This window comes from Stenotrophomonas sp. JAG2 (assembly GCF_041080745.1).
GTDB lineage: Bacteria > Pseudomonadota > Gammaproteobacteria > Xanthomonadales > Xanthomonadaceae > Stenotrophomonas > Stenotrophomonas maltophilia_AA.
On the sequence record NZ_JBEUMH010000013.1, the window covers coordinates 18956 to 37571 of the forward strand.

Annotated in this window: 18 protein-coding genes; 10 read left to right on the plus strand and 8 right to left on the minus strand. The window is 65.4% G+C overall.

The features are described 5' to 3' along the window. Window positions 1–65 precede the first annotated feature (65 nt). Together AB9O74_RS15645 and AB9O74_RS15650 are read left to right on the plus strand one after the other, a co-directional pair. Entirely contained in the window at window positions 66–968 is a 903-nt protein-coding gene (locus tag AB9O74_RS15645) for a LysR family transcriptional regulator (RefSeq protein WP_346479354.1), read from the plus strand. A 174-nt stretch (window positions 969–1142) separates the two neighbouring features. After that, window positions 1143–2753, plus strand: coding sequence for an ABC-F family ATP-binding cassette domain-containing protein (locus AB9O74_RS15650; protein ID WP_369349872.1), 1611 nt, complete (start codon window positions 1143–1145; stop codon window positions 2751–2753). Window positions 2754–2762: 9 nt separating this feature from the next. Here AB9O74_RS15650 and AB9O74_RS15655 read toward each other — a convergent pair whose 3' ends face one another. After that, window positions 2763–4094, minus strand: coding sequence for a GTP-binding protein (locus tag AB9O74_RS15655; RefSeq protein ID WP_369349873.1), 1332 nt, complete (start codon window positions 4092–4094; stop codon window positions 2763–2765). Window positions 4095–4164: 70 nt separating this feature from the next. Here AB9O74_RS15655 and AB9O74_RS15660 point away from each other — a divergent pair, with 70 nt between their 5' ends. Beyond that, on the plus strand, window positions 4165–4536 hold the full coding sequence (locus AB9O74_RS15660; protein WP_176990476.1) for a MerC domain-containing protein: 372 nt from the start codon (window positions 4165–4167) through the stop codon (window positions 4534–4536). Between the two features lie 9 nt (window positions 4537–4545). Here AB9O74_RS15660 and AB9O74_RS15665 read toward each other — a convergent pair whose 3' ends face one another. Next, entirely contained in the window at window positions 4546–4845 is a 300-nt protein-coding gene (locus AB9O74_RS15665; RefSeq protein WP_176990477.1) for a hypothetical protein, read from the minus strand. A 274-nt stretch (window positions 4846–5119) separates the two neighbouring features. Here AB9O74_RS15665 and AB9O74_RS15670 point away from each other — a divergent pair, with 274 nt between their 5' ends. Together AB9O74_RS15670 and AB9O74_RS15675 are read left to right on the plus strand one after the other, a co-directional pair. Next, entirely contained in the window at window positions 5120–5557 is a 438-nt protein-coding gene (locus tag AB9O74_RS15670; protein WP_369349874.1) for a hypothetical protein, read from the plus strand. 120 nt (window positions 5558–5677) lie between these two features. Further along, window positions 5678–6097 (plus strand): hypothetical protein, encoded by a 420-nt coding sequence (locus AB9O74_RS15675; protein ID WP_369349875.1) that lies wholly within the window; start codon window positions 5678–5680, stop codon window positions 6095–6097. Between the two features lie 148 nt (window positions 6098–6245). Here AB9O74_RS15675 and AB9O74_RS15680 read toward each other — a convergent pair whose 3' ends face one another. Continuing rightward, entirely contained in the window at window positions 6246–6731 is a 486-nt protein-coding gene (locus AB9O74_RS15680) for a transposase (RefSeq protein WP_176990480.1), read from the minus strand. Between the two features lie 189 nt (window positions 6732–6920). Between AB9O74_RS15680 and AB9O74_RS15685 the strand changes: the two genes are divergently transcribed. Then, a complete protein-coding gene (locus AB9O74_RS15685) occupies window positions 6921–7763 on the plus strand; it encodes an MnmC family methyltransferase (RefSeq protein WP_369349876.1) in 843 nt (280 codons plus the stop codon). A gap of 12 nt (window positions 7764–7775) precedes the next feature. On the opposite strand, the gene AB9O74_RS15690 is transcribed toward AB9O74_RS15685, so the two are convergent. Together AB9O74_RS15690 and AB9O74_RS15695 are read right to left on the minus strand one after the other, a co-directional pair. Further along, window positions 7776–7952, minus strand: a complete 177-nt coding sequence (locus tag AB9O74_RS15690; RefSeq protein ID WP_369349877.1) for a hypothetical protein — start codon at window positions 7950–7952, stop codon at window positions 7776–7778. Window positions 7953–8063: 111 nt separating this feature from the next. After that, on the minus strand, window positions 8064–8876 hold the full coding sequence (locus AB9O74_RS15695; RefSeq protein WP_369349878.1) for an alpha/beta fold hydrolase: 813 nt from the start codon (window positions 8874–8876) through the stop codon (window positions 8064–8066). 535 nt (window positions 8877–9411) lie between these two features. Between AB9O74_RS15695 and AB9O74_RS15700 the strand changes: the two genes are divergently transcribed. The 3 genes from AB9O74_RS15700 to AB9O74_RS15710 all read left to right on the plus strand — a co-directional run bounded on the left by AB9O74_RS15700 (window position 9412) and on the right by AB9O74_RS15710 (window position 13127). Further along, window positions 9412–9807: a BlaI/MecI/CopY family transcriptional regulator gene (locus tag AB9O74_RS15700; RefSeq protein ID WP_369349879.1), complete on the plus strand. Its 396-nt coding sequence runs from the start codon at window positions 9412–9414 to the stop codon at window positions 9805–9807. Further along, window positions 9804–11363, plus strand: coding sequence for a M56 family metallopeptidase (locus AB9O74_RS15705; protein ID WP_369349880.1), 1560 nt, complete (start codon window positions 9804–9806; stop codon window positions 11361–11363). The genes AB9O74_RS15700 and AB9O74_RS15705 overlap by 4 nt, the downstream gene beginning before the upstream one ends. Window positions 11364–11612: 249 nt before the next feature. Beyond that, the gene (locus AB9O74_RS15710) at window positions 11613–13127 is read left to right on the plus strand and encodes a serine hydrolase domain-containing protein (protein ID WP_369349881.1); all 1515 of its coding nucleotides are present in this window, start codon (window positions 11613–11615) and stop codon (window positions 13125–13127) included. Between the two features lie 112 nt (window positions 13128–13239). Here AB9O74_RS15710 and AB9O74_RS15715 read toward each other — a convergent pair whose 3' ends face one another. The 3 genes from AB9O74_RS15715 to AB9O74_RS15725 all read right to left on the minus strand — a co-directional run bounded on the left by AB9O74_RS15715 (window position 13240) and on the right by AB9O74_RS15725 (window position 16743). Further along, window positions 13240–13827, minus strand: coding sequence for a hypothetical protein (locus tag AB9O74_RS15715; RefSeq protein ID WP_346491786.1), 588 nt, complete (start codon window positions 13825–13827; stop codon window positions 13240–13242). A gap of 448 nt (window positions 13828–14275) precedes the next feature. Further along, window positions 14276–15169, minus strand: a complete 894-nt coding sequence (locus AB9O74_RS15720; protein ID WP_369349882.1) for an HNH endonuclease — start codon at window positions 15167–15169, stop codon at window positions 14276–14278. Window positions 15170–15603: 434 nt separating this feature from the next. Continuing rightward, complete coding sequence (locus AB9O74_RS15725; protein WP_369349883.1) at window positions 15604–16743, minus strand: YncE family protein; 1140 nt, start codon at window positions 16741–16743, stop codon at window positions 15604–15606. A 1008-nt stretch (window positions 16744–17751) separates the two neighbouring features. On the opposite strand from AB9O74_RS15725, the gene AB9O74_RS15730 reads away from it, so the two are divergent. Beyond that, window positions 17752–18615, plus strand: a complete 864-nt coding sequence (locus AB9O74_RS15730) for a hypothetical protein (protein WP_369349884.1) — start codon at window positions 17752–17754, stop codon at window positions 18613–18615. Window position 18616 lies beyond the last annotated feature (1 nt).

An 18616-nucleotide genomic window follows, 5' to 3' on the forward strand; every position in this document is an offset into this window, starting at 1 on the left:
GCGCCCGTGCTCCTGCGCACCCCGATGGCCGCTAGAGTGGCCGCTTCCCTCCTCTGTGGCCGCCCATGTCAGCCTTGGACAACCTCGGCAATCTGCAGACCTTCGTGCAGGTGGCCGATACCCGCAGCTTCGTCGAGACCGGCCGCGTGCTCGGCATCTCCGCCTCGGCCGCCGGCAAGACCGTGTCGCGGCTGGAGCAGGCGCTGGGCGTGCGGCTGTTCCATCGCAGCACCCGCAGCGTCACCCTCACCGCCGAGGGCGAGCGCTTCCTGGTGCGCTGCCGGCGCATCCTCGACGAGCGCGATGCCGCCCGCGACGAACTGGTCCAGCAGACCGAGGCGCCGACCGGCGTGCTGCGGGTCAGCCTGCCGCTGGTCGGCGACATCTCGCTGCCGCTGCTGACCGAGTTCATGGCCGCTTACCCGGGCATCCGGCTGGAGCTGGATTTCGATGACCGCCTGGTCGATGTGATCGAGGAAGGCTTTGACGCCGTGCTGCGGGTCAGCGAGCCGGCCGACTCGCGCCTGAGCGCGCGGCAGCTGGGCGAATTCCCACGCTATCTGGTGGCCTCGCCGGATTACCTGGCCCGCCGCGGCACCCCGCGCCTGCCCGAGGACCTGCTGCTGCACGACTGCCTGCACTACCGCTTTCCCAGCAGCGGCAAGCTGGAGTGTTGGCCGCTACCGCAGACCCCGGGCGCCGCGCCGCTGGTCCTGCCGATCTCAATGGTCAGCAATACGATCGAGGCGCGGCTTGCTTTCGCCTTGGCCGGGCGTGGCATTGCTTACCTTCCCGAGCACTCGGTGCGCGACGCGCTGGCCGATGGCCGCCTGCAGCGGGTGCTGGCCAACCGCATCCACGCCTGCGGCAGCTTCTACCTGCTGTGGCCCTCGGGCCGCCATGTGCTGCCCAAGCTGCGCGTCTTCATCGATTTCATCAGCGCGCGGCTGACCGGGGTGAGCTGCTGAGCAGGCCGCGTTCATCGCCCGGCCGTCGGGCGGTTTTATACTGGCCGCGGGACAGCCAGTCGCCTTTGTTGCCGAGGTAGGCCTACATGCGCCATTGATGCCGCCGTCGTCTGACGGCCTGTCTCCACCCGCCTGTCCTGCAGGAGGGGAGTCCTTGGCATCCATGGAGGTCGCATGACCGCATTCGCCCTCACGCTCGATCGCGTGACGCATACCCTGCCCGACGGCCGGGTCCTGTTTTCCGAACTGTCCGCCGCGTTCGACGGCACCCCGACCGGCCTGGTCGGGCGCAACGGCGTGGGCAAAAGCGTGCTCGCCCGCCTGCTCAGCGGGGATCTCACACCCACGTCCGGCCGCATCCAGCGCAGTGGCCCCGTGCACCTGCTCGCGCAGCACAGCGGCGTGCCCGCAGGTCGCATCGCCGATCTGGCCGGTGTCGGCCCGGTGCTCGATGCACTGCATCGCATCGAGGCCGGCAGCGTCGACCCGGACGACTTCACCTGCGTCGGGGAGCGCTGGGACCTGCGCGAACAGCTGCAGGCGCAGTGGTACCTGGTGGGCCTGCCAGCGCTGGATCCCCTGCTGCCGGCCGCCACGCTCAGCGGTGGCCAGGCGGTGCAGGTGGCGCTGGCCGGCGCGTTCCTCTCCGGGGCCGAGGGCCTGATCCTGGATGAGCCCAGCAACCATCTCGACGCCGCGCATCGCGAGCGCCTCATCGCGGCGCTGCAGCGCTGGCACGGCGGCCTGATCGTGATCAGCCACGACCGTGCCTTGTTGAACAGCATGGCGCGCATCGTGGAGCTGTCACCGGCCGGACTCCGTCACTACGGCGGCAACTACGCGCTCTACGCCGCGCAGAAGCAGGACGAACGCCGCAGCACGGACGCGCAGCTTGCCCTGCGTAAACGCGAGCGCCGCCAGCAGCAGAACGAGATGCGCGACCAGCGCGAACGGATGGAACACCGCCAGGCGCGGGCGACACGCGATGCACGCACCGCCAACCAGGCACCGATCCTGCTCGGTGGCATGAAGAACCGCAGCGAGCACAGCGCGGGCCGCTGGCAGGCGCAGCAGAGCGAGCGCCGTACCGAACTGGATGCGCGCGTGCGCGAGGCCGCCGGCGAGGTGGAGCAGGACATCGAAATCGCCCTGCTTGCCCCGGTGATCCGCCAGCCGGGCCCACAGCGCGTGGCCGAGCTCGTCGCTGCCGGGCTGCCTTGGGTGCAGGCGCCGTGGAAGACGCTCGATCTCACCCTGCAGCGTGGGCAGCGGATCGGCGTGCAGGGCCGCAACGGCAGCGGCAAATCGACGCTGCTGCGGTTGTTGGCCGGCGCGCTGGCGCCGGTGTCGGGGCATGTGGAGGTGGCGGCCAGCGTCGCCCTGCTCGACCAGTCGCTGACGATGCTGCCGGGCGATGCCTCGGCGCTGTCACTGCTGCAGCGTGCGCATCCGCTAGCCAGCGAAGGCACGTTGCGCACGCAGTTGGCGCTGCTCGGGCTCGATGCCGAGCGCAGCCTGCGGCCGTTGGCCACGCTCAGCGGTGGCGAGCGGTTGAAGGCCGCACTGGCCTCGGTGCTGTACGCGCAGACGCCGCCGCAGCTGCTGTTGCTGGACGAGCCGGGCAATCACCTCGACCTGCCCTCGCTGACCGCACTTGAGCAGATGCTCAACCAGTACACCGGCACGCTGATGATCGTCTCGCACGATAGCGCGCTGCTGGACGCGGTCGGGCTGACCCACACGCTGCACGCGGCCGATGAGGGATGGCGGCTGACCCCGGTGTAACGCCGGCGGTCAGGCCCGTGCCCACGCCGGAAACGCATCCGGCAGCAGCTGCCACAGCAGCGGCCCGGCGCGCAGTTCCTCATCGTTGAGCAGGCAGGCATCCAGCTCGGCGCGGACCGCGTGCTCGTCCATCGCCACCCCGATCACCGCCAGCTCCTGGCGGCGGTCGCCCCACCAGGGATGCCACAGCCTGCGCATGGCCTGGTACTCACCGGCATCGCCGACCTGCTCGACGCTGGGCATTGGCGCGGTCCAGCAGCCCGCCTGCTGGCGGGCCCAGCCCATGTCGGTATACGGCACGCGCGTGGGCGGCAGCGTCGGCGCGGTGTTGTCCAGCCCGGCCTCCATGCGCTCGCGCGAGGCGTACCAGAACCCCGCGACCGAGGTCTGCGTCGCCGCACCGACGCTGGAGAGCTCCCCCACCGAGTCCATGCGGTTGGCCAGCCAGAAAAAGCCCTTGCTGCGGATCACGCTGCCCAGCCCGGTGTCGAGCAGCTGTGCGAAAGGCTGCGGATGGAACGGCCGGCGCGAGCGGTAGACGAAACTGGTGATGCCGTATTCCTCGGTCTCCGGCGTGTGCTGGCCGCGCAGCGCCTGCATCCAGCCCGGCGCCAGCTGCGCTTTGACGAAGTCGTAGCGGCCGGTATCAAGCACCTCGTGCAGCGGCACGTTGCCGTGTTCGGCCAGGACCAGCCGCGCATCGCGGTTCATCGCACGCAGTACGGCCAGCGTGGACTGCAGCCTGTCGTCGTCGATCAGATCGCACTTGCTCACCACGATCACGTTGGCGAACTCGATCTGCTCGGCAAGCAGGTTGACCACACCGCGGTCGTCGTCTTCACCAGCCTGCTGGCCGCGGTCGATCAGCCGATCGCTGGAGCCGAAGTCGTGCAGGAACCGCGCACCGTCGACCACCGTCACCAGCGTGTCCAGCCGCGCGATGTCACTGAGGCTGAAGCCCTCTTCATCGCGCACCGAGAAGGTCGCCGCGACCGGCATCGGCTCGGCGATTCCGGTCGACTCGATCAACAGGTAGTCGTAGCGGCCCTCGGCCGCGAGCCGGCGCACCTCCTGCAGCAGGTCATCGCGCAGCGTGCAGCAGATGCAGCCGTTGCTGAACTCCACCAGCGTCTCCTCGGTGCGGCTCAGCGCAGCGCCGCCGTCGCGGACCAGCTGCGCGTCGACATTGATCTCGCTCATGTCGTTGACGATCACCGCCACCCGGCGGCCCTCGCGGTTGCGCAGCAGCTGATTGAGCAGAGTGGTCTTGCCGGCGCCGAGGAAGCCGGACAGCACCGTCACCGGCAGGCGGGAATCACGAAGGGCAGGAGAGGCAGTCATGGCGGAGCAGGTCAGGACGGGGAATGAATTGTTACTATATAACATTAACGGACCAGGACCCCTACGCCCCATGAAGCGATCCTCTGCCCTGTTGGATGCCGGCGCCATCGCGCTGTCCGGCCTGTGCCTGCTGCACTGCCTGGCCCTGCCGCTGCTCGCGGCGATGCTCCCGCTGATGGGCGTGTGGGCCGAAGCCGAGTGGGTGCATGCCCTGTTCGTGGCGATCGCCGCGCCCCTGACCGGCTTCGCGCTGTGGCGCGCGCACCGCCAGCACCCGCTGCCCGCGTGGGCGATGGCCGGCGCGGCGGCAGGGCTGTTGTTGCTGCTCGCCGGCGCCCTGGGCTGGCCTAGCCACGAGGCCGAGACCCCGATGACCGTGGTCGGCAGCCTGCTGCTGGCCAGCACCCATGTGTGGAATGCGTGGCGGCGGCACCGGCACTGAGCGCACGGCTCAGTGCTTGAACATCATCCCGACCAGGAACAGCACCAGCGGTGCTGCACTGAGCACCGCGCCGATGATGCCCAGCCACGGCCACCGTTCCTGGCGCACGCGCGAGCCGACGGTGGCGATGAGGCCCACCGCGGCCGAGGCGAGTACGCCGATGGACACGCCGGTGGTGCTGGCGCCCGCGGTGACACCGTGATTGGCGGCGGTGGCGATGTGTGCGGCGAAGGCCCCGATGGGGAGGCCGAGGAAACTGACGAGGCCGAGCAGCGGGAGTCGCTGGCTACGCGATTCAATCCGTGCCATGGAGCGAGCAGGGTTGGTTTTTTCTTCTTGCACGCGCATGTCTCGTGGAGTTCACCAACAACGTACACCCTTTCGTTGCGCCATGCCGAGCACCGGCCACGCCTTGGTCAGCACGACATCCCGCTGCCATGGTCATTGACCAAGCTGAGTGGACGAACGGATTCGATGAGCAATGCCAACAGGTGGGAGCGCGGAAGCCAGAGGTAGCGCACAGCCGGAAGATACCGGAGCGTGGAAGCTGGGCGCTTCTGCCGGCCCCCACATCGAGTTCGTCATGCGCCCCCCCTTCGTGCTTTTCCTGACCACGTTGCCATTTTCGTCAGCGCTTCATGCCCAGGTGCCTCATGACAGCATCGAGTTCACCGCCGACGGCCACCGCATCGTCATACGCACGAGCTGCTGGCCGGATCAGAATGGCGGCACGGTGCCGGTCCAGCAGCGTTTGCAAGTCACTGCCGATGGATATCTGCGGTATGACTTCCACGACCAGCGCGCAGAAACCCGGGCCTACCATGAGGCGCTCTGCGCAACATCAGGCATGGAGCCCATGAGAGACGGAGAAGCTCTCATGGTCGGCAACAGCTCAGGCTGGGGCTGCCACCGCAGTCACGAGTACATGCCGGATGCACCTCTTCCTGAGCTCGATGGAAGCGCGGGCGTGGTCCCGCTGGCAGACTGCTTCATCAGAGATGCGCCGGGCAGGACGAAGTAGGCGCTGACGGAAGTTGCCATCTGAGGAGCAGCTTTCGGATCGACAGACCCGACCGGCTTTACACGGGCTTGCGCCGCGCGGTGCCTACAATGCCCTCACCACCCGCCGTCAGGATCCGCCATGCGCTTGTTGCCCAGCCTGCTCCTCCTGTCCCCGCTCCTGCTGGCCGGCTGCGGCGAAGACAACAGCGCCGGCGTCTTCTCCTCCGATCCGATGCTGGGCTGCTATGCCACCCACGCGCGCAAGCCGGCCGAGTTCCGCATCGAGCAGCAGAGCGGCCAGTACTACGTGTCCTTCCACCGCGATGAGCAATGGCAGCGCGACGCCACGCCGCTGCAGGAATCCAGCCGCGCCGAGATCGCACAGTTCTTCCGCGACGATGCGGATCAGATCGACAAAGCGCTGGTCCGCCCCGGTGGCGGCTTCGGCATCTTCAAGTTCAATCCGGGTGCCACGCTCAAGGGCAAGGCCAAGGACAGCGACTACATGGCCCTGGTCCTGATCGGCGCCGGCCCGGTGTTCCCGGTGAAATGCCCCTGACCCTCCGCGTTGGATACTCCCACCCGCCGGACCACCGGCGGCAGGCAGCGATCACCGCCCGCCCGCACCGGTAGCCCGGCCCGCAACACCCATCCCCGACACCGCCCCACCCGCAGGCCTACACAGGCGGGCATCCCCTCCCCGTACTTCAACATGGCGTCTCCGGATCACGGCGACCGCGATGGATCGAGCTGTACGGCCACTGCGTCGCATCGCGCACATGCCCGTGCTTGACCGGGTTGTGGTGGACATAGGCCACATGCCGCTGCAGGTCGTCGGCGTCCACGATCCGATGCTCGCGGAAACCGTTGTGCCACAGCGGCCGCAGACTGCGATCCCGGCGCAGCTGCAGGCGCGGCTCGGCCACCGGCAGCTGGCGGTCGAAGATCGCTTGGATCTGCGACCAGCGACGATGGCCCTCCTCGTCGCCCTCCGGCAGCGTCCAAACCCCATGCAGGTGATCCGGCAGCACCACGATCGCGTTGATCCGGAACGGCCTCGCCTGCTGCGCCACCCGGAACGCCAGCCGCAGGACCTGTGCCTGCTCCACCAGCAGGCTGCTGCTGCGATCGCGCAGGTGCGCACTGAAGAAGTACGCCGTACCGGTGGGCCAGAGAAGGTGGTCGTAGGACATGACCCAAGTATCCAAAGTCCCCGGCCCGCTACGATCAGCGCACTCCCTGCCAGCGCCTCGGACACACGCGCACGGAAGGGTCGGATTCCCGCCTTGGGGGAGTGCACCAGGGCCCGCGACGGCCTTCTCAGGTACGATGCCCACCCCTGACTGACAGACCGCCTGGCGCCCGCGCCCCGGCCCGATCCCGTGCCCCATTACACCGGCCCCCTGCTGACCCGCCCGCTTGCCGAGACCCTGACCCGCGCCCGCGATGCCGGGACCGGGGAATGGACGGGCTCGCTCGACCTCGGCCGCTCCACCGGCACCGCCCTGCTGGCGGCCGACCACTGGCAGTGGGAAGGCGAGACCTATGCCTATCCCGGCAAGACCAAGGACCGCACCCTTTACTACTGGGACGGCGAGGAGTTCCTGGCGATCTCGCGCTTCGGGTCGGCACTGATAAAGCTGGTGCCGACCGACTGGGACGCGCCGACCTTCGAGATCGACGGCATCAAGATGCTGCCGAGCGCGCAGGTGTCTCCGTTCGAGGATGCCCGCCGCAAGGTCGCGCTGATCGCCCCGGCCGGCAAGACCGTGCTCGATACCTGCGGCGGCCTGGGCTATTTCGCCGCATGCTGCCTGGAAGGCGGCGTCGCCCGCATCCGCTCCTTCGAGAAGAATCCGGACGTGCTGTGGCTGCGCACGCTCAACCCGTGGTCGCCGGATCCGGAGGCGGAGAGCAGCGGCGGCCGGCTGTCACTGAGCCAAGGCGATGTGTCGCAGGAGATCGAAGGGCTGGAGAGCGCCTCGGTCGACGCGATCCTGCATGACCCGCCGCGTTTCGGCATTGCCGGCGAGCTGTATTCACAGGTGTTCTACGACCAGCTCGCGCGCGTCATCCGCAAAGGCGGCCGGATGTTCCATTACACCGGTGCGCCGAACAAGCTGACCAGCGGCCGCGACGTGCCGCGCGAGGTCGCCAAGCGTTTGGAAAAGGCGGGCTTCAAGGCCGAGCTGGCGATGGATGGGGTGCTTGCGGTCAAGCGCTGAGGCAGGTGTCGCTCAACTGCCGCGGGGCAGTTTGGCCGCCCACATGTTGTCGACCAGATTGGGATAGCGTCGCCCGTTTTCCTCGGCGCGCTGACGGGCCGCATCCTTCTGTGCCTGGGAGAGCGGCTGCGACTTTTTCCTCCCATTGGGACTGGGCTTCTTCCAGGGCGGTGTCTGGGACTGGGCCATGTGCGGTCTCGACTGGATTATCGCTGCATTTCCGCTCAGCGAGTGCAGCTTACAAGAACGCCCGACACGTGATCGCAACGTGCCGGGCGCTATCTGCGGACGTTCTGCGACTTACTTCTTCAGGAAGTCCAGCAGCGCCGTGTTGAATGCCTCGGCATGGCTGGCATTGCACCCGTGCGGCGCATCCTTCAGCACCACCACCTCACTGCCCGCGATGGCCTCATGCGTGCGCTTGCCCGAGCCTTCGAACGGCACCGTGCCGTCGCTGTCGCCGTGCAGGACGAGGGTCGGCACCGTGACTTTCTTCAGGTCGCTACGGAAGTCGGTCGTGCCGAACGCCTTCATGCAGCCCAGCGCCGCGGTCTGGTCGGACTGACTGCAGAGCGTGATCGCGGCCTGGCGTGCTTCCTCGCTCACCTTCAGCTCGCCGTTGGCGCTGAAGAAATCCTTGGTGAAGCCATCGAAGAACGTATCGCGATCCTTCTCCAGGCCCGCGCGCATTTCATCGGCTTTTTTCTTCGTCAGCGGGCCCTCGCGGTTGTCGCTGGTCTTGAGCATGTACGGGGGCACCGCCGACGCGAACACCACGCTGTGCAGGCGCGATTCGCCATGTTTGGCGACATAGCGCGCCACTTCACCACCGCCCATCGAGAAGCCGACCAGGGTGGCATCCTTCAGGTCCAGATCCTCGATCACACCGGCCAGATCATCAGCGAGCGTGTCGTACTCGTAGCCATCGGCGGGCTTGTCCGAGCGCCCGAAGCCCCGGCGGTCATAGGCCACCACGCGGTAGCCCGCATCGCGCAGCGCGGGAACCTGCGCCTTCCACGATTCGGCCGAGAGCGGCCAGCCGTGGATCAGCACCACCGGGCGGCCGGTGCCACCGGAATCTTCAACGTGCAGGCGAACGCGGGAAGCAGCCATGGGAACTCCTTGGAGCGATGGGGAAGGAAGAAGCGATCCTAGGCAGCGGAGGTTGCGCGGGCCGTGAACGATTCCGCGGCATCACTGACGTGACGTGCACAGGCCTGACTGACATCCGCCGATGGGTTCAGCGAAACGACGACGGGATGACGCGGCGCGATCTCAGCTTCTGAGACGGCGCCCGACCATAGTCGCGGTGGGGCATCGTCGACGCTGGGAACCGGTACATGGACTGTCATGAGATCACGCCGGACGTTGCCACCCGCGCGGCGCCCATCCCGCCCGACGGAGCCTGTTGCGGGCTCGCCATCACGTTGCTGCTGCATGGGCTCGGTGCACACCCCGCGTCCCGCGCGGCATTGAGCACCGCACTACGGCAGATCCCGTTGACCGAACGGTGTGCCAGCTGTGCGCTGCTGCGTCGCCACGCAGACCCGTAGAGGGCTGCCAGCGATCCATTACTAATTACATAGTTGACACCGCCGATCCGGCGGGCGCACGATGCGGCCATCAACTAACGAACCAGTAGACAGCCATGGCCCGCCCCGTCTCGCCCGCCCTGACCGACGCCGAACGCCGCATCCTGGAGGTGCTCTGGAAGAAGAAGGAGGCGTCCGTGCGTGAGGTCACCGATGAGCTGTCCAGGAAGAAGCCGGTCGCGTATACGACCGTGCTGACCATGTTCAAGGTGCTGGACAAGAAGGGACTGGTCCACCATCGCAGCGAGGGGCGCGCCTTCATCTACAGCGCCGCCATCACCCGCAGCGACGCGCGCAGGCAGGCGCTGGAGAATCTGCTCAAATCCTTCTTCAACGATTCGCCCAGCGTGCTGGCCCAGCACCTGATCGATGAGCACGACATGGACGCTGACGAGCTCAAGGCCCTGCAGCAGCGCGTGGATGACGCATCTCCCTCGAGGACGCCCAAATGACCGTGCATTGGACCCAGGCCCTGGCGACGATGGCCGTGCAACACCTCTGGCACAGCGCCCTGCTGTTCGCACTGGCCGCACTCGTGCTGGGGCGAAGCCGGCTCAGTGCGGAAGCGCGCTCCTGGGCGTTGTGCGCGGCCTTCGTGCTGGCGGCGGCGTCACCGCTGCTGGTCCTGCTGCCGCGCAGTGCGCCGACGCCGATTTCCGTCGCGCAGCAGACCGTGTCGCCGCCCGCCGCGAACAGCGCGGTGCAGGTTATCGCGCCGAAACCGGCCGACGTTGCCCACGCGATGACTACCTCCACCACCACACCGACCCTGCTGCACGGCGTCGTGGTGATCTGGCTGCTCGGCACGCTGTGGGGGCTGGGCCGACTGGGCCAAGGCGCCTGGCAGGCGCGTCGCCTGCATCGCAGCGCGCGGCCTGCGCCCGCGTTGGAGTCACTGCTGCGCGGGGAGCTGCCGTCCGGTGCCGGCATTGCGCTGTCCGACCGTGCCCCCGGCCCGATGGTGGTCGGCCTGTGGTCGCCGCGCATTCTGGTGCCGACCACGATGGCATCGACCCTGCCGCCGGCCGCGCTGCGCGATCTGCTGCTGCATGAAGCCGCGCATATCCGTCGGCACGATCTGTGGATCTGCGCCGCACAGCGCGCACTGCTCGCCGTGTACTGGTGGAGCCCGCTCCTGCGCCTGCTGGGCCGCCGCCTGGATCTCGCCCGCGAGATGGCGTGCGACGAGCGTGCCGCACTGCGCAGCGGTAGTGGCCGTAGCTATGCCGACTCCCTGCTGACGGGCATCGCCGGACTGATCCAGCAGCGCGATCGCAGTGTGCCCTTGGCCGTGGCCATGTCCGCCACCCGCACTGGGCTGCGCCAGCGCATCGATGGGCTGCTCACCCTGGATACACGCCCTGCCCGCTGGACGACGCGCCTCGGCTGGGGCGCCCTGTGTGCAATTGCATTGGTCGCGCACGTTGGCGTCACTGTTGCGGCCACGCCGCGGTTGGGCAAGGCCGTCATCCTTGTCGAGGACACGCCCGCCGCCGCGCCGCGTAGCGCCTCGCCGCAGGCCGAGCAGCTGCTCAGCGCTGCCGGCACTGGAGACATCTCCCGCGTGCAGGAGCTGGTCAAGACGGGTGTTGCCGTGGATACGCAGGTCAGTGGCGACGGCACCGCGCTGATCATCGCCGCCAAGCAAGGCGAACTCGCGATGGTCGACGCGCTGCTCGTCCTCGGCGCGCAGCCCGACCTGGCCTCGCGCGGCGATGGCAATCCGTTGATCGCTGCGGCACGTCGCGGCCGTCTGCCGGTGGTCGAGCGTCTGGTCGGCGCCGGGGCCGACGTCAACCGCATTGTCGCCTACGACGAAACCCCGCTGATCAACGCGGCCCGCTCCGGCGACGTCGACACCGTCGCTTATCTGGTCGAGCACGGCGCCGACGTCAACCTGGGCGTAGTCGCCGACCGGGGACAGTGGCGCTCGCCGCTGAACCAGGCGCGCAACGATCGCGTCCGCGACTACCTCACCCAGCGTGGTGCGGTCGCCGGCCGGCGCTGACCGGCCGCACTACCCACGGGTGACGCTGATCGGTGCGATGGCGCCGCGGCCGTCACCCACCCTGCAATGCCCTCCTTCGCTGCACCGTATAGCCCGTCACTGCGGCGTGCACGCGCACGCCTGTCTTTCGCGCATCGCCCCCTCATGAGGTATCGCATGGCTTACGCATCCACTCCGCAGGCACCCCTACATTCACGAACCCGCAGCGTTCAGATCGGCGTACTGCGTGCGTCAGTGTGTGCCGCGCTAATGCTGCTGCTTGCCGGCCCCGCGGCGGCGGCGGCGGCGGACCGCGAAGACACGACGATCCATAAGGCGCTCACCTCCGGCGTGCGCCCCACCGTGGTGCCGGCCGACGGCGCGCTGCCGCACTGGTCGCTGCAGGAACGCATGGCCCAGCACCATGTCCCTGGCGTTGCGATTGCCGTCCTGCGCGACGGCAAGCTCGTGCACAGCGCCGGCTACGGCACACGCGAGGCGGGCACCCAGGCTGCCGTGAATGCCGACACGCTGTTCTCGGTCGGTTCGGTCAGCAAGGTGGTTACGGCCGCCACATCGCTGCGACTGGTCGCAGACGGCACCCTCGCACTGGACCAGGACATTGCGACGTATCTGCGCAACTGGAAAGTGCCTGCCACCCCAGCGGTTCCGGAGCCGCGGCTGACCCTGCGCATGCTGATGTCGCAGACCGCCGGGCTGGGCGTGCACGGCTTCGCCGACTACCTGCCCGGCGAGCCGCTGCCCACCCTGCTGCAGACACTGGATGGCATCGCCCCGGCCAGAAACAAACCCGTCCGCCTGATCCACCCGCCCGGCGAGCGGGGCGATTACTCCGGCGGTGGCGTGATGGTCGAACAGCTTGTGCTCGAAGATGTGACCGGCCAGCCGCTGGACACGCTCGCACGCAAGCAGGTCTTCGAGCCACTGCACATGCAGCGCAGTCGTTTCACCGATCCACCCTCCAACACCGACAACATCGCCAAAGCGCATGACGGCGACGGCAAGCTCACCGCCCTGCCGCGCGGCTGGCAGTCGTTCCCCGAACAGGGCGCCTCCGGCCTGTGGACCAGCGCCAACGACCTTGCTGCGTTCGTGGCTGCGCTTACGGCCAGCTACCGTGGCCAGGGCGACTTCCTGCCGCACCCCATCGCGACCGACATGATGACCGAGGTCTCGCCGAGCTGGCACGGCCTTGGCCCGCGCCTGAACGGTGCCGGGCAGACCCGGATCTTCCACCATGGCGGCTCCAACGACAGTTACCGGGCGTGGATCGAGGGGTATCTGGAGACGGGCGACGGCTTCGTGATTCTGACCAATGGCGAGAATGGCGCCGCGCTGGCGACGGAGATCCGCAATGCGCTGTCCGATGCGATCGGGCGTGGGGTGAATCCCGCCGTACGCACGATTGCGCTGGACCTGCGCGAGCCGCGGTATGCGGACTATGTCGGGGTGTTCGAGCAGGACAAGAGCGTGCCGATGGCGCAGCGCCGCGCGTTGGCGGACATCTTCGATGTGCCCGCGCTGCAGGTGAAGGTGGCTGATGGGGACGTGCGGGTGGGTGTGGCGGGCACGAACCGCGATGGACGTGTGCTGCCGGTGTCGCCGAATCGGTTCGTGTCACCGGATATCGATGGGCTGGAGATTGAGTTCCATCGGGATGCGTTCGGGAAGGTGGCGGCGTTGAGTGTGGTGTTTGGGGAGGGGCGGGGGTATTACGTGCGGCGGGAGCACGCTGGTCAGCCCGGAGCTTCGAAGAAATTGTAGAGGCGCCCGAAGTGTTGCGCTGGTGCTTTGCAGATTGGGGGCACCATAAATTACAGCGATGTGGGGCTGCCTATCCCTGTGCCCGTAGAAAAAATGACGTCATACCGAGAGCCTAGAACCCTCGAATCCAAGACGGAACGGAGAGTGGACCACTTACCGTGCATGCAAGCAAAATCCCCCAAACAACAACAAGTGAAAGCGCTGCGTAGATAGGAATTCTACTGGTCGAGAAACGCTTGTTCACCAGCCATGCGACACGCTTGTTCCCCATCCGCTTCCTTACGATCTCATTGATCTTTTCCTCGCTTTCAGCATACAGGTCAATTATCTCTGCAGTAGTTCCATTACTTTCAGAGCCATTGCAACAAGCACCCTTGCATTCACTGCTTCCGCCTCGCAACGCGAGCAACAGCTGCCTTTCGACGCGCTCAACTGCGTCCTCCCAGCGTTCCTGCCAGAATTTAGCACCTGCGGCCATCCCGACTTGCAAGACCGATATAAGCACCCCTGCCAAACACAAGCAGAAGCTGACGATCGGCTTCGCTGTCACGGAAGCACTCGCTTGTGCCAAGCCCGCGAGGAGCACTCCCTGAAAGATCATGAAGAAGTTGTTTCGTTGAACTAGCTGAGATATTTCGAAGTCACGAGATTTCCGAGCAATTTCATACAATTCTGCAATACGCTTCACTTTATCCGTCATGTCTATCCCCTAGCAGACGACCTATCCATGGTCACTGTAGCGCAGCCCCTAAATGATCAGGAGACCATACCACGGCGCAATCATTCAATTAGATGTCGGACATGGCAAGTGGGTAACGAGATCTGCTCCGCTTCGTATGCTAACCGCTTATACAAGCATGGAGAGAATCCTGTGGGTGAATAGCTTGTGCCGTACGTACGAGTATGCAGCCAGCTGCAGGACACTCTGCAGTTGATAGAGAGCGTCATGATCCGCCCCACGGCTAGCATGATCGGCTGCGGTTTAGCATTAATAGTGAAATGCCTATCCCGGTAGCGCGGAAGAACCACAATGCTAGGCTACAGCCGCCGTCCAATTGGAGATTGACGGCGGCCTGGAAGGAGGATTGCTTTGCGGCTCTCCAGCCGTTTCAAATTCTGCAGCGCTGGCAACGCCTATCAGCAGGCGACTATTTCCGTAGGATCTCTCTGCGGTGATAGGCCATGTAGAGCCGTTGCTGCTCGGATAGGGACCTCGCAACCGCGACCTTAGCCAGATTCCACTTGTCCTTGACCTCTGCAGGTAGTTGGACGCTAATGAGCAGCGCGCCGAGATCGTCGAAGGAGATGTACCCCTTGTCGAACAGTCGATCAATGTGAGGCGAGAGCATCAGCCCGTTGTTGCCGTCAAGCCGCGCTTCATTGTCACTTTTCGACCAAGGCTTGATGTGACTCGCCGTCAGAAATCGCTCGTCGTCTACACCAGTGACACGACAACGAACTTCGGTTGCGCTCACGCGGCGGCGGAATAGACCTTGTCCCCTACGGGCCTTGATCAGCTGCTCCTTCTCCGTGACCGTCAGATTCTTGTCCTGACAAATCGCGTTTGCTGCTGCCTCGGCGAGCTTCTCGTCACCTTCTTCACCTATAAGGGAAAGGAGCGCTTTAGCCAAGGAGGGGGAGATATGAGCCAGGTACACCTGGTTCGCATCTCCATTGGACTGAAGGGGCGAGTACTTGCCAGGCAGCAGGGGAGCCAGGATAGCCATATGATCACGGGGTCGCACCTTGTTCTCCAGCAAGGTGTAATCGACCTTTACGTACCAACCATTTTCCGTCCAATTGGGATCCGCCGTCTTGAACTCCGCAGGCTTGTCTCGGCTCTTATGTGGCTCCGCAACAACAGCGAGTGCTTGGATGTAAGTGTCCACGAACGAAAAGACGATGTCCCCCGGCTGGACCTTCGTCATGTTGTCGTAGAACTCACTCCGGCCGCCGTCGCTCCGTTGCTTGGGCGACCACAAGTAGCCTCCGTTCAGCGCGATCTTGAAGGTCTTATTCTGGTTAACCCACCAATAGTTCATCCCTGTTCCTATCTCTCAAGTCATTAGTCCGCCTATTGGCGGATCGACTTGCGATAGTAACTAGCTATTGTCGTGTTTGGCACCATTTCTGCCGTGGACACAGCGTTACTCAGGGACTCTGACGAGTAGCCCTAAATTTCGCAGCAGGTCGGCCGATGTTGTTGTATAGATCGATCCGGGGCGGCCTTGCTGCATTGGATGCGTACCGCTGATTCGCGCAGACGCGACGGCGCCACCAAAGTGGTTAGCTGGGCTCTGTCGCGATAGCGCGTGCCGGGCAGATGTACTGTGCACCACCGTTTCGAGGCGTCGACCACGATTTATCGCCCGGCGCATGAATAAAAACGCGACCGCCAGCTTGGGGATCACCACAATTGGCCATCGCAAGCTGCCCGGCGCCTATCGGCCACCGGGCAGCGCGGCCCTACTATTTGTTAAAGCGCAATCCGAGCAACTGACTCTTCGCTGCCCTTCGGCTCGCTGTCACCATTCTTGACGGTCACGTACAGCACGTTCTTCTTGGCATCCAGTGCCAGGCTGTTCGGGTGCGTCGGCACCGCGTACGTCGCCACCTGCTTGTAGGTTTCGCTGTTGTACGCGGTCACTGTGCCGCCATCGCGGTTGGTCACATACAGGCGCTTGCGCGGTGCATCCAGCAGGATGCCCAGCGGGCCGGCGTCGGTCGGGATGCTGGCCAGTTCCTTGCCGGTGGTGCGGTCCAGCACCAGCACACGCTGGCCCGGGTGCTTCGATTCGAAGCCCGAGCTGCTGCCCTGGTACTTGCGGATCATCTCCGAGCCCTGGTCGGTCACGAACAGGCGCTTGCCGGCCGGGTCCAGCGCGATGTTCATCGGCTGCTCCGCACTGACCTTGAAGCGCTGCTCGACCTTGCCGCTGTCGGTGCCGACAGTGACGACCTCGGCCAGCAGGTTGGACGTGTAGACGCGCTTGGCCTTGGCATCCAGCGCCAGACCCGGCGCCTTGGCATTGCCCAGGCCCGGAATGGTGTTGATGACCTTCAGCGACTTCGTGTCCACCACGAACAGCACGCTGCCCTCACCCGAGTGGCCGGTGACGTACAGACGGTTGTTGGCGCCATCGACGACCAACTCGCGCAAATCGTGGGTGTAGGCGGCCTTGCCATCCTTGCCGACCTTCTTCTCCATCAGCTGCACGATGCCAACGGACTTGTTCGTGGCGGTGTCGACCACGGTGACCGAGGTATCGACGGTGTTGCCGACGTAGAGGCGGTTGTTGGCATCGTCCAGCACCACACCGAACGCCTTGCGCTCCAGCGGGATGGCGGTTTCGACGGCCAGGGTTTCCGGGTTCAGGCGCAGGACCTGGGACGGACCGGCGGCATCACCGAAGCCGCCCGAGGAGGCGACGAACACGGCGTTCTGCTTGGGGCTGAAGGCGAGCTCGTACAGGCCCTGGGCGACGGCCTTGCGCTGCACGGCGGCGGCGGTGGCCGATGCGGTGGCCGACGCGTCAGCGAAGGCGGCGGGCACGCCAAGCGTGAGGGAAATGGCCAGGGCCAGGGTGGCAGAACGGATGAGGGTACGCGGGTGCATGCGAGCTTCCTTGAATGGGCACGGGGTGTCCTGGCTCGCGGGGCCGTCGTACAACGGCCGCCCCATGCTACTACTGCGCAAGGGAAGGCTGGCTATGGCGCAGGGATGGTAGCAGGCCGGGGAGGTCTGCGTGCGCTCATTGCCGTCCTACTGCCAGTGGGAAGACCCGGATCCACGCCTGTTTGGCGCCTTGCGGTTTGGAGTCGCTACAGCCGCACCTCCGCAGAGCGCTTGAAATGAAGGTGGACGCCTAGCGCCTTTTCCACTTCGGCCTGGCGCGCGCGGTATGCCTTTGAGGGTGTCTGGATCCACAACACCAATGTCGATGCGGCCCTCTGCAGCGTTCACGCCCATCCCGCCAGCGTTGGGAAAGTAGGACCGCAATCGGTTGGACGCAACGATCTGCTGCAGGTCCTTGCTTGAATGCCGTACCCCCGGTACAAACCGCACTTGGGCAGGCCCCATCGCTGTGGCCACGATGCGGCCAGGCACGGCGCCGGCGCCTTTCAGGCGCACTGTCATCCCCAGGGGATCCCGCGTGATCACGCGCCCTGCGTAACGGTCGCCGAACTCCTGCACCAGCGCCGCGTTCACGGGCGCCAGCGCCCTTCTCTCAGCGATGCGCCGGCTTGCTGCTGCCTCGTCGACGGCCTCTGAAGACGTCACGCGCTTCACGGCGGCGTTCAGTGGTGGCGCAGGTGGCTCTGCCGCACCCAAGCGAGTGGCGATCAAAAGCAGGATGCATGCGGCTGTTGGTGTTTTCATGCGCTTCTACCCTTTTGTGCAGGTACCAACCGATGTCAGTTGCTTGCTGCAGACCGTACCACCTGAGAAGCGGCGCATTCTGTTAACCCGTTCACCTGACCTCAGCGGCACGACAATCTCTCGAACCGTATCCTCTTGAATTTTGCATGCGCATTCTTCACGTGCGTTCAACACCTCGAGACCAGCTGGAGCCCTACCGGCACCTCCTCTATAGTTGCCCCATCCAATGCAATGGAATGGCCCATGAGCGTGATGTCATCCGGGCGGTGCCTCACGGCTGCACTCGCCGTTGTCCTGAGCGCCAGCGCCTGTGCACGAACGCCGCCTACAGATCAGAAAGGGAACTCGAAGATGTCGGAAGCAACTGAAACCGGTCGAACCATCAATGGGCACACCTACACCGATGCATCGGTCGACGTAGAGCTTGGGCCGAATACCTTCCGCATCCCGGCCAACTACCTGGATAGCCAGATTGCGCCTTGGCCCGGTGGAGGTGTGAGCCTGATCCTTGAGTGGCCGGACATGAAGCCCACTGCGCCAGGCGCTCGGGCAAATCCCCGGACGAATGACTTCCGCAATGAGATCGCGGTCTCTATCGATTACATCGACAGCGCTCCCATTGAAACCTCACTGGAACGGCTGTCTTCCAATGAGGCTGTCACCGAGGCTGACTCGGTGGAGCGTGGAAATCCCAAGGATCGCCTGGACCTGCGCGTCGCCCAGCCTGAGACGATGGGGCTGACTCCCTACGCCATCGACGAAGCGAAGATGGCCGTGTACTCAGAGCAATACGAAGCCCGCTACCGCAAGTCGCATACCCGCAATCCGGGTTTCGAGGATGACTGGTACGTTGCACGCGGTCCGAACGGCAACCTCACGACCTTCATCAAGTGCGACAGCACCAAATTCCGCAGCGATGGTGTACGGCTGGAGGGTCAGCAGGTCATCCATGAAGAGGGTTCAGTAGCCGCTGGTTGCGTCCACTACTTCTCGGATGTTGAGAACAAACTTTCGATCACCCTGAACTACAAGCGAGCATTCCTGAAAGACTGGAAGCGCATGGAAGACGCAGTGCGTGACCTCTTGGCCAGCAGCAAGGCCAAGTGAA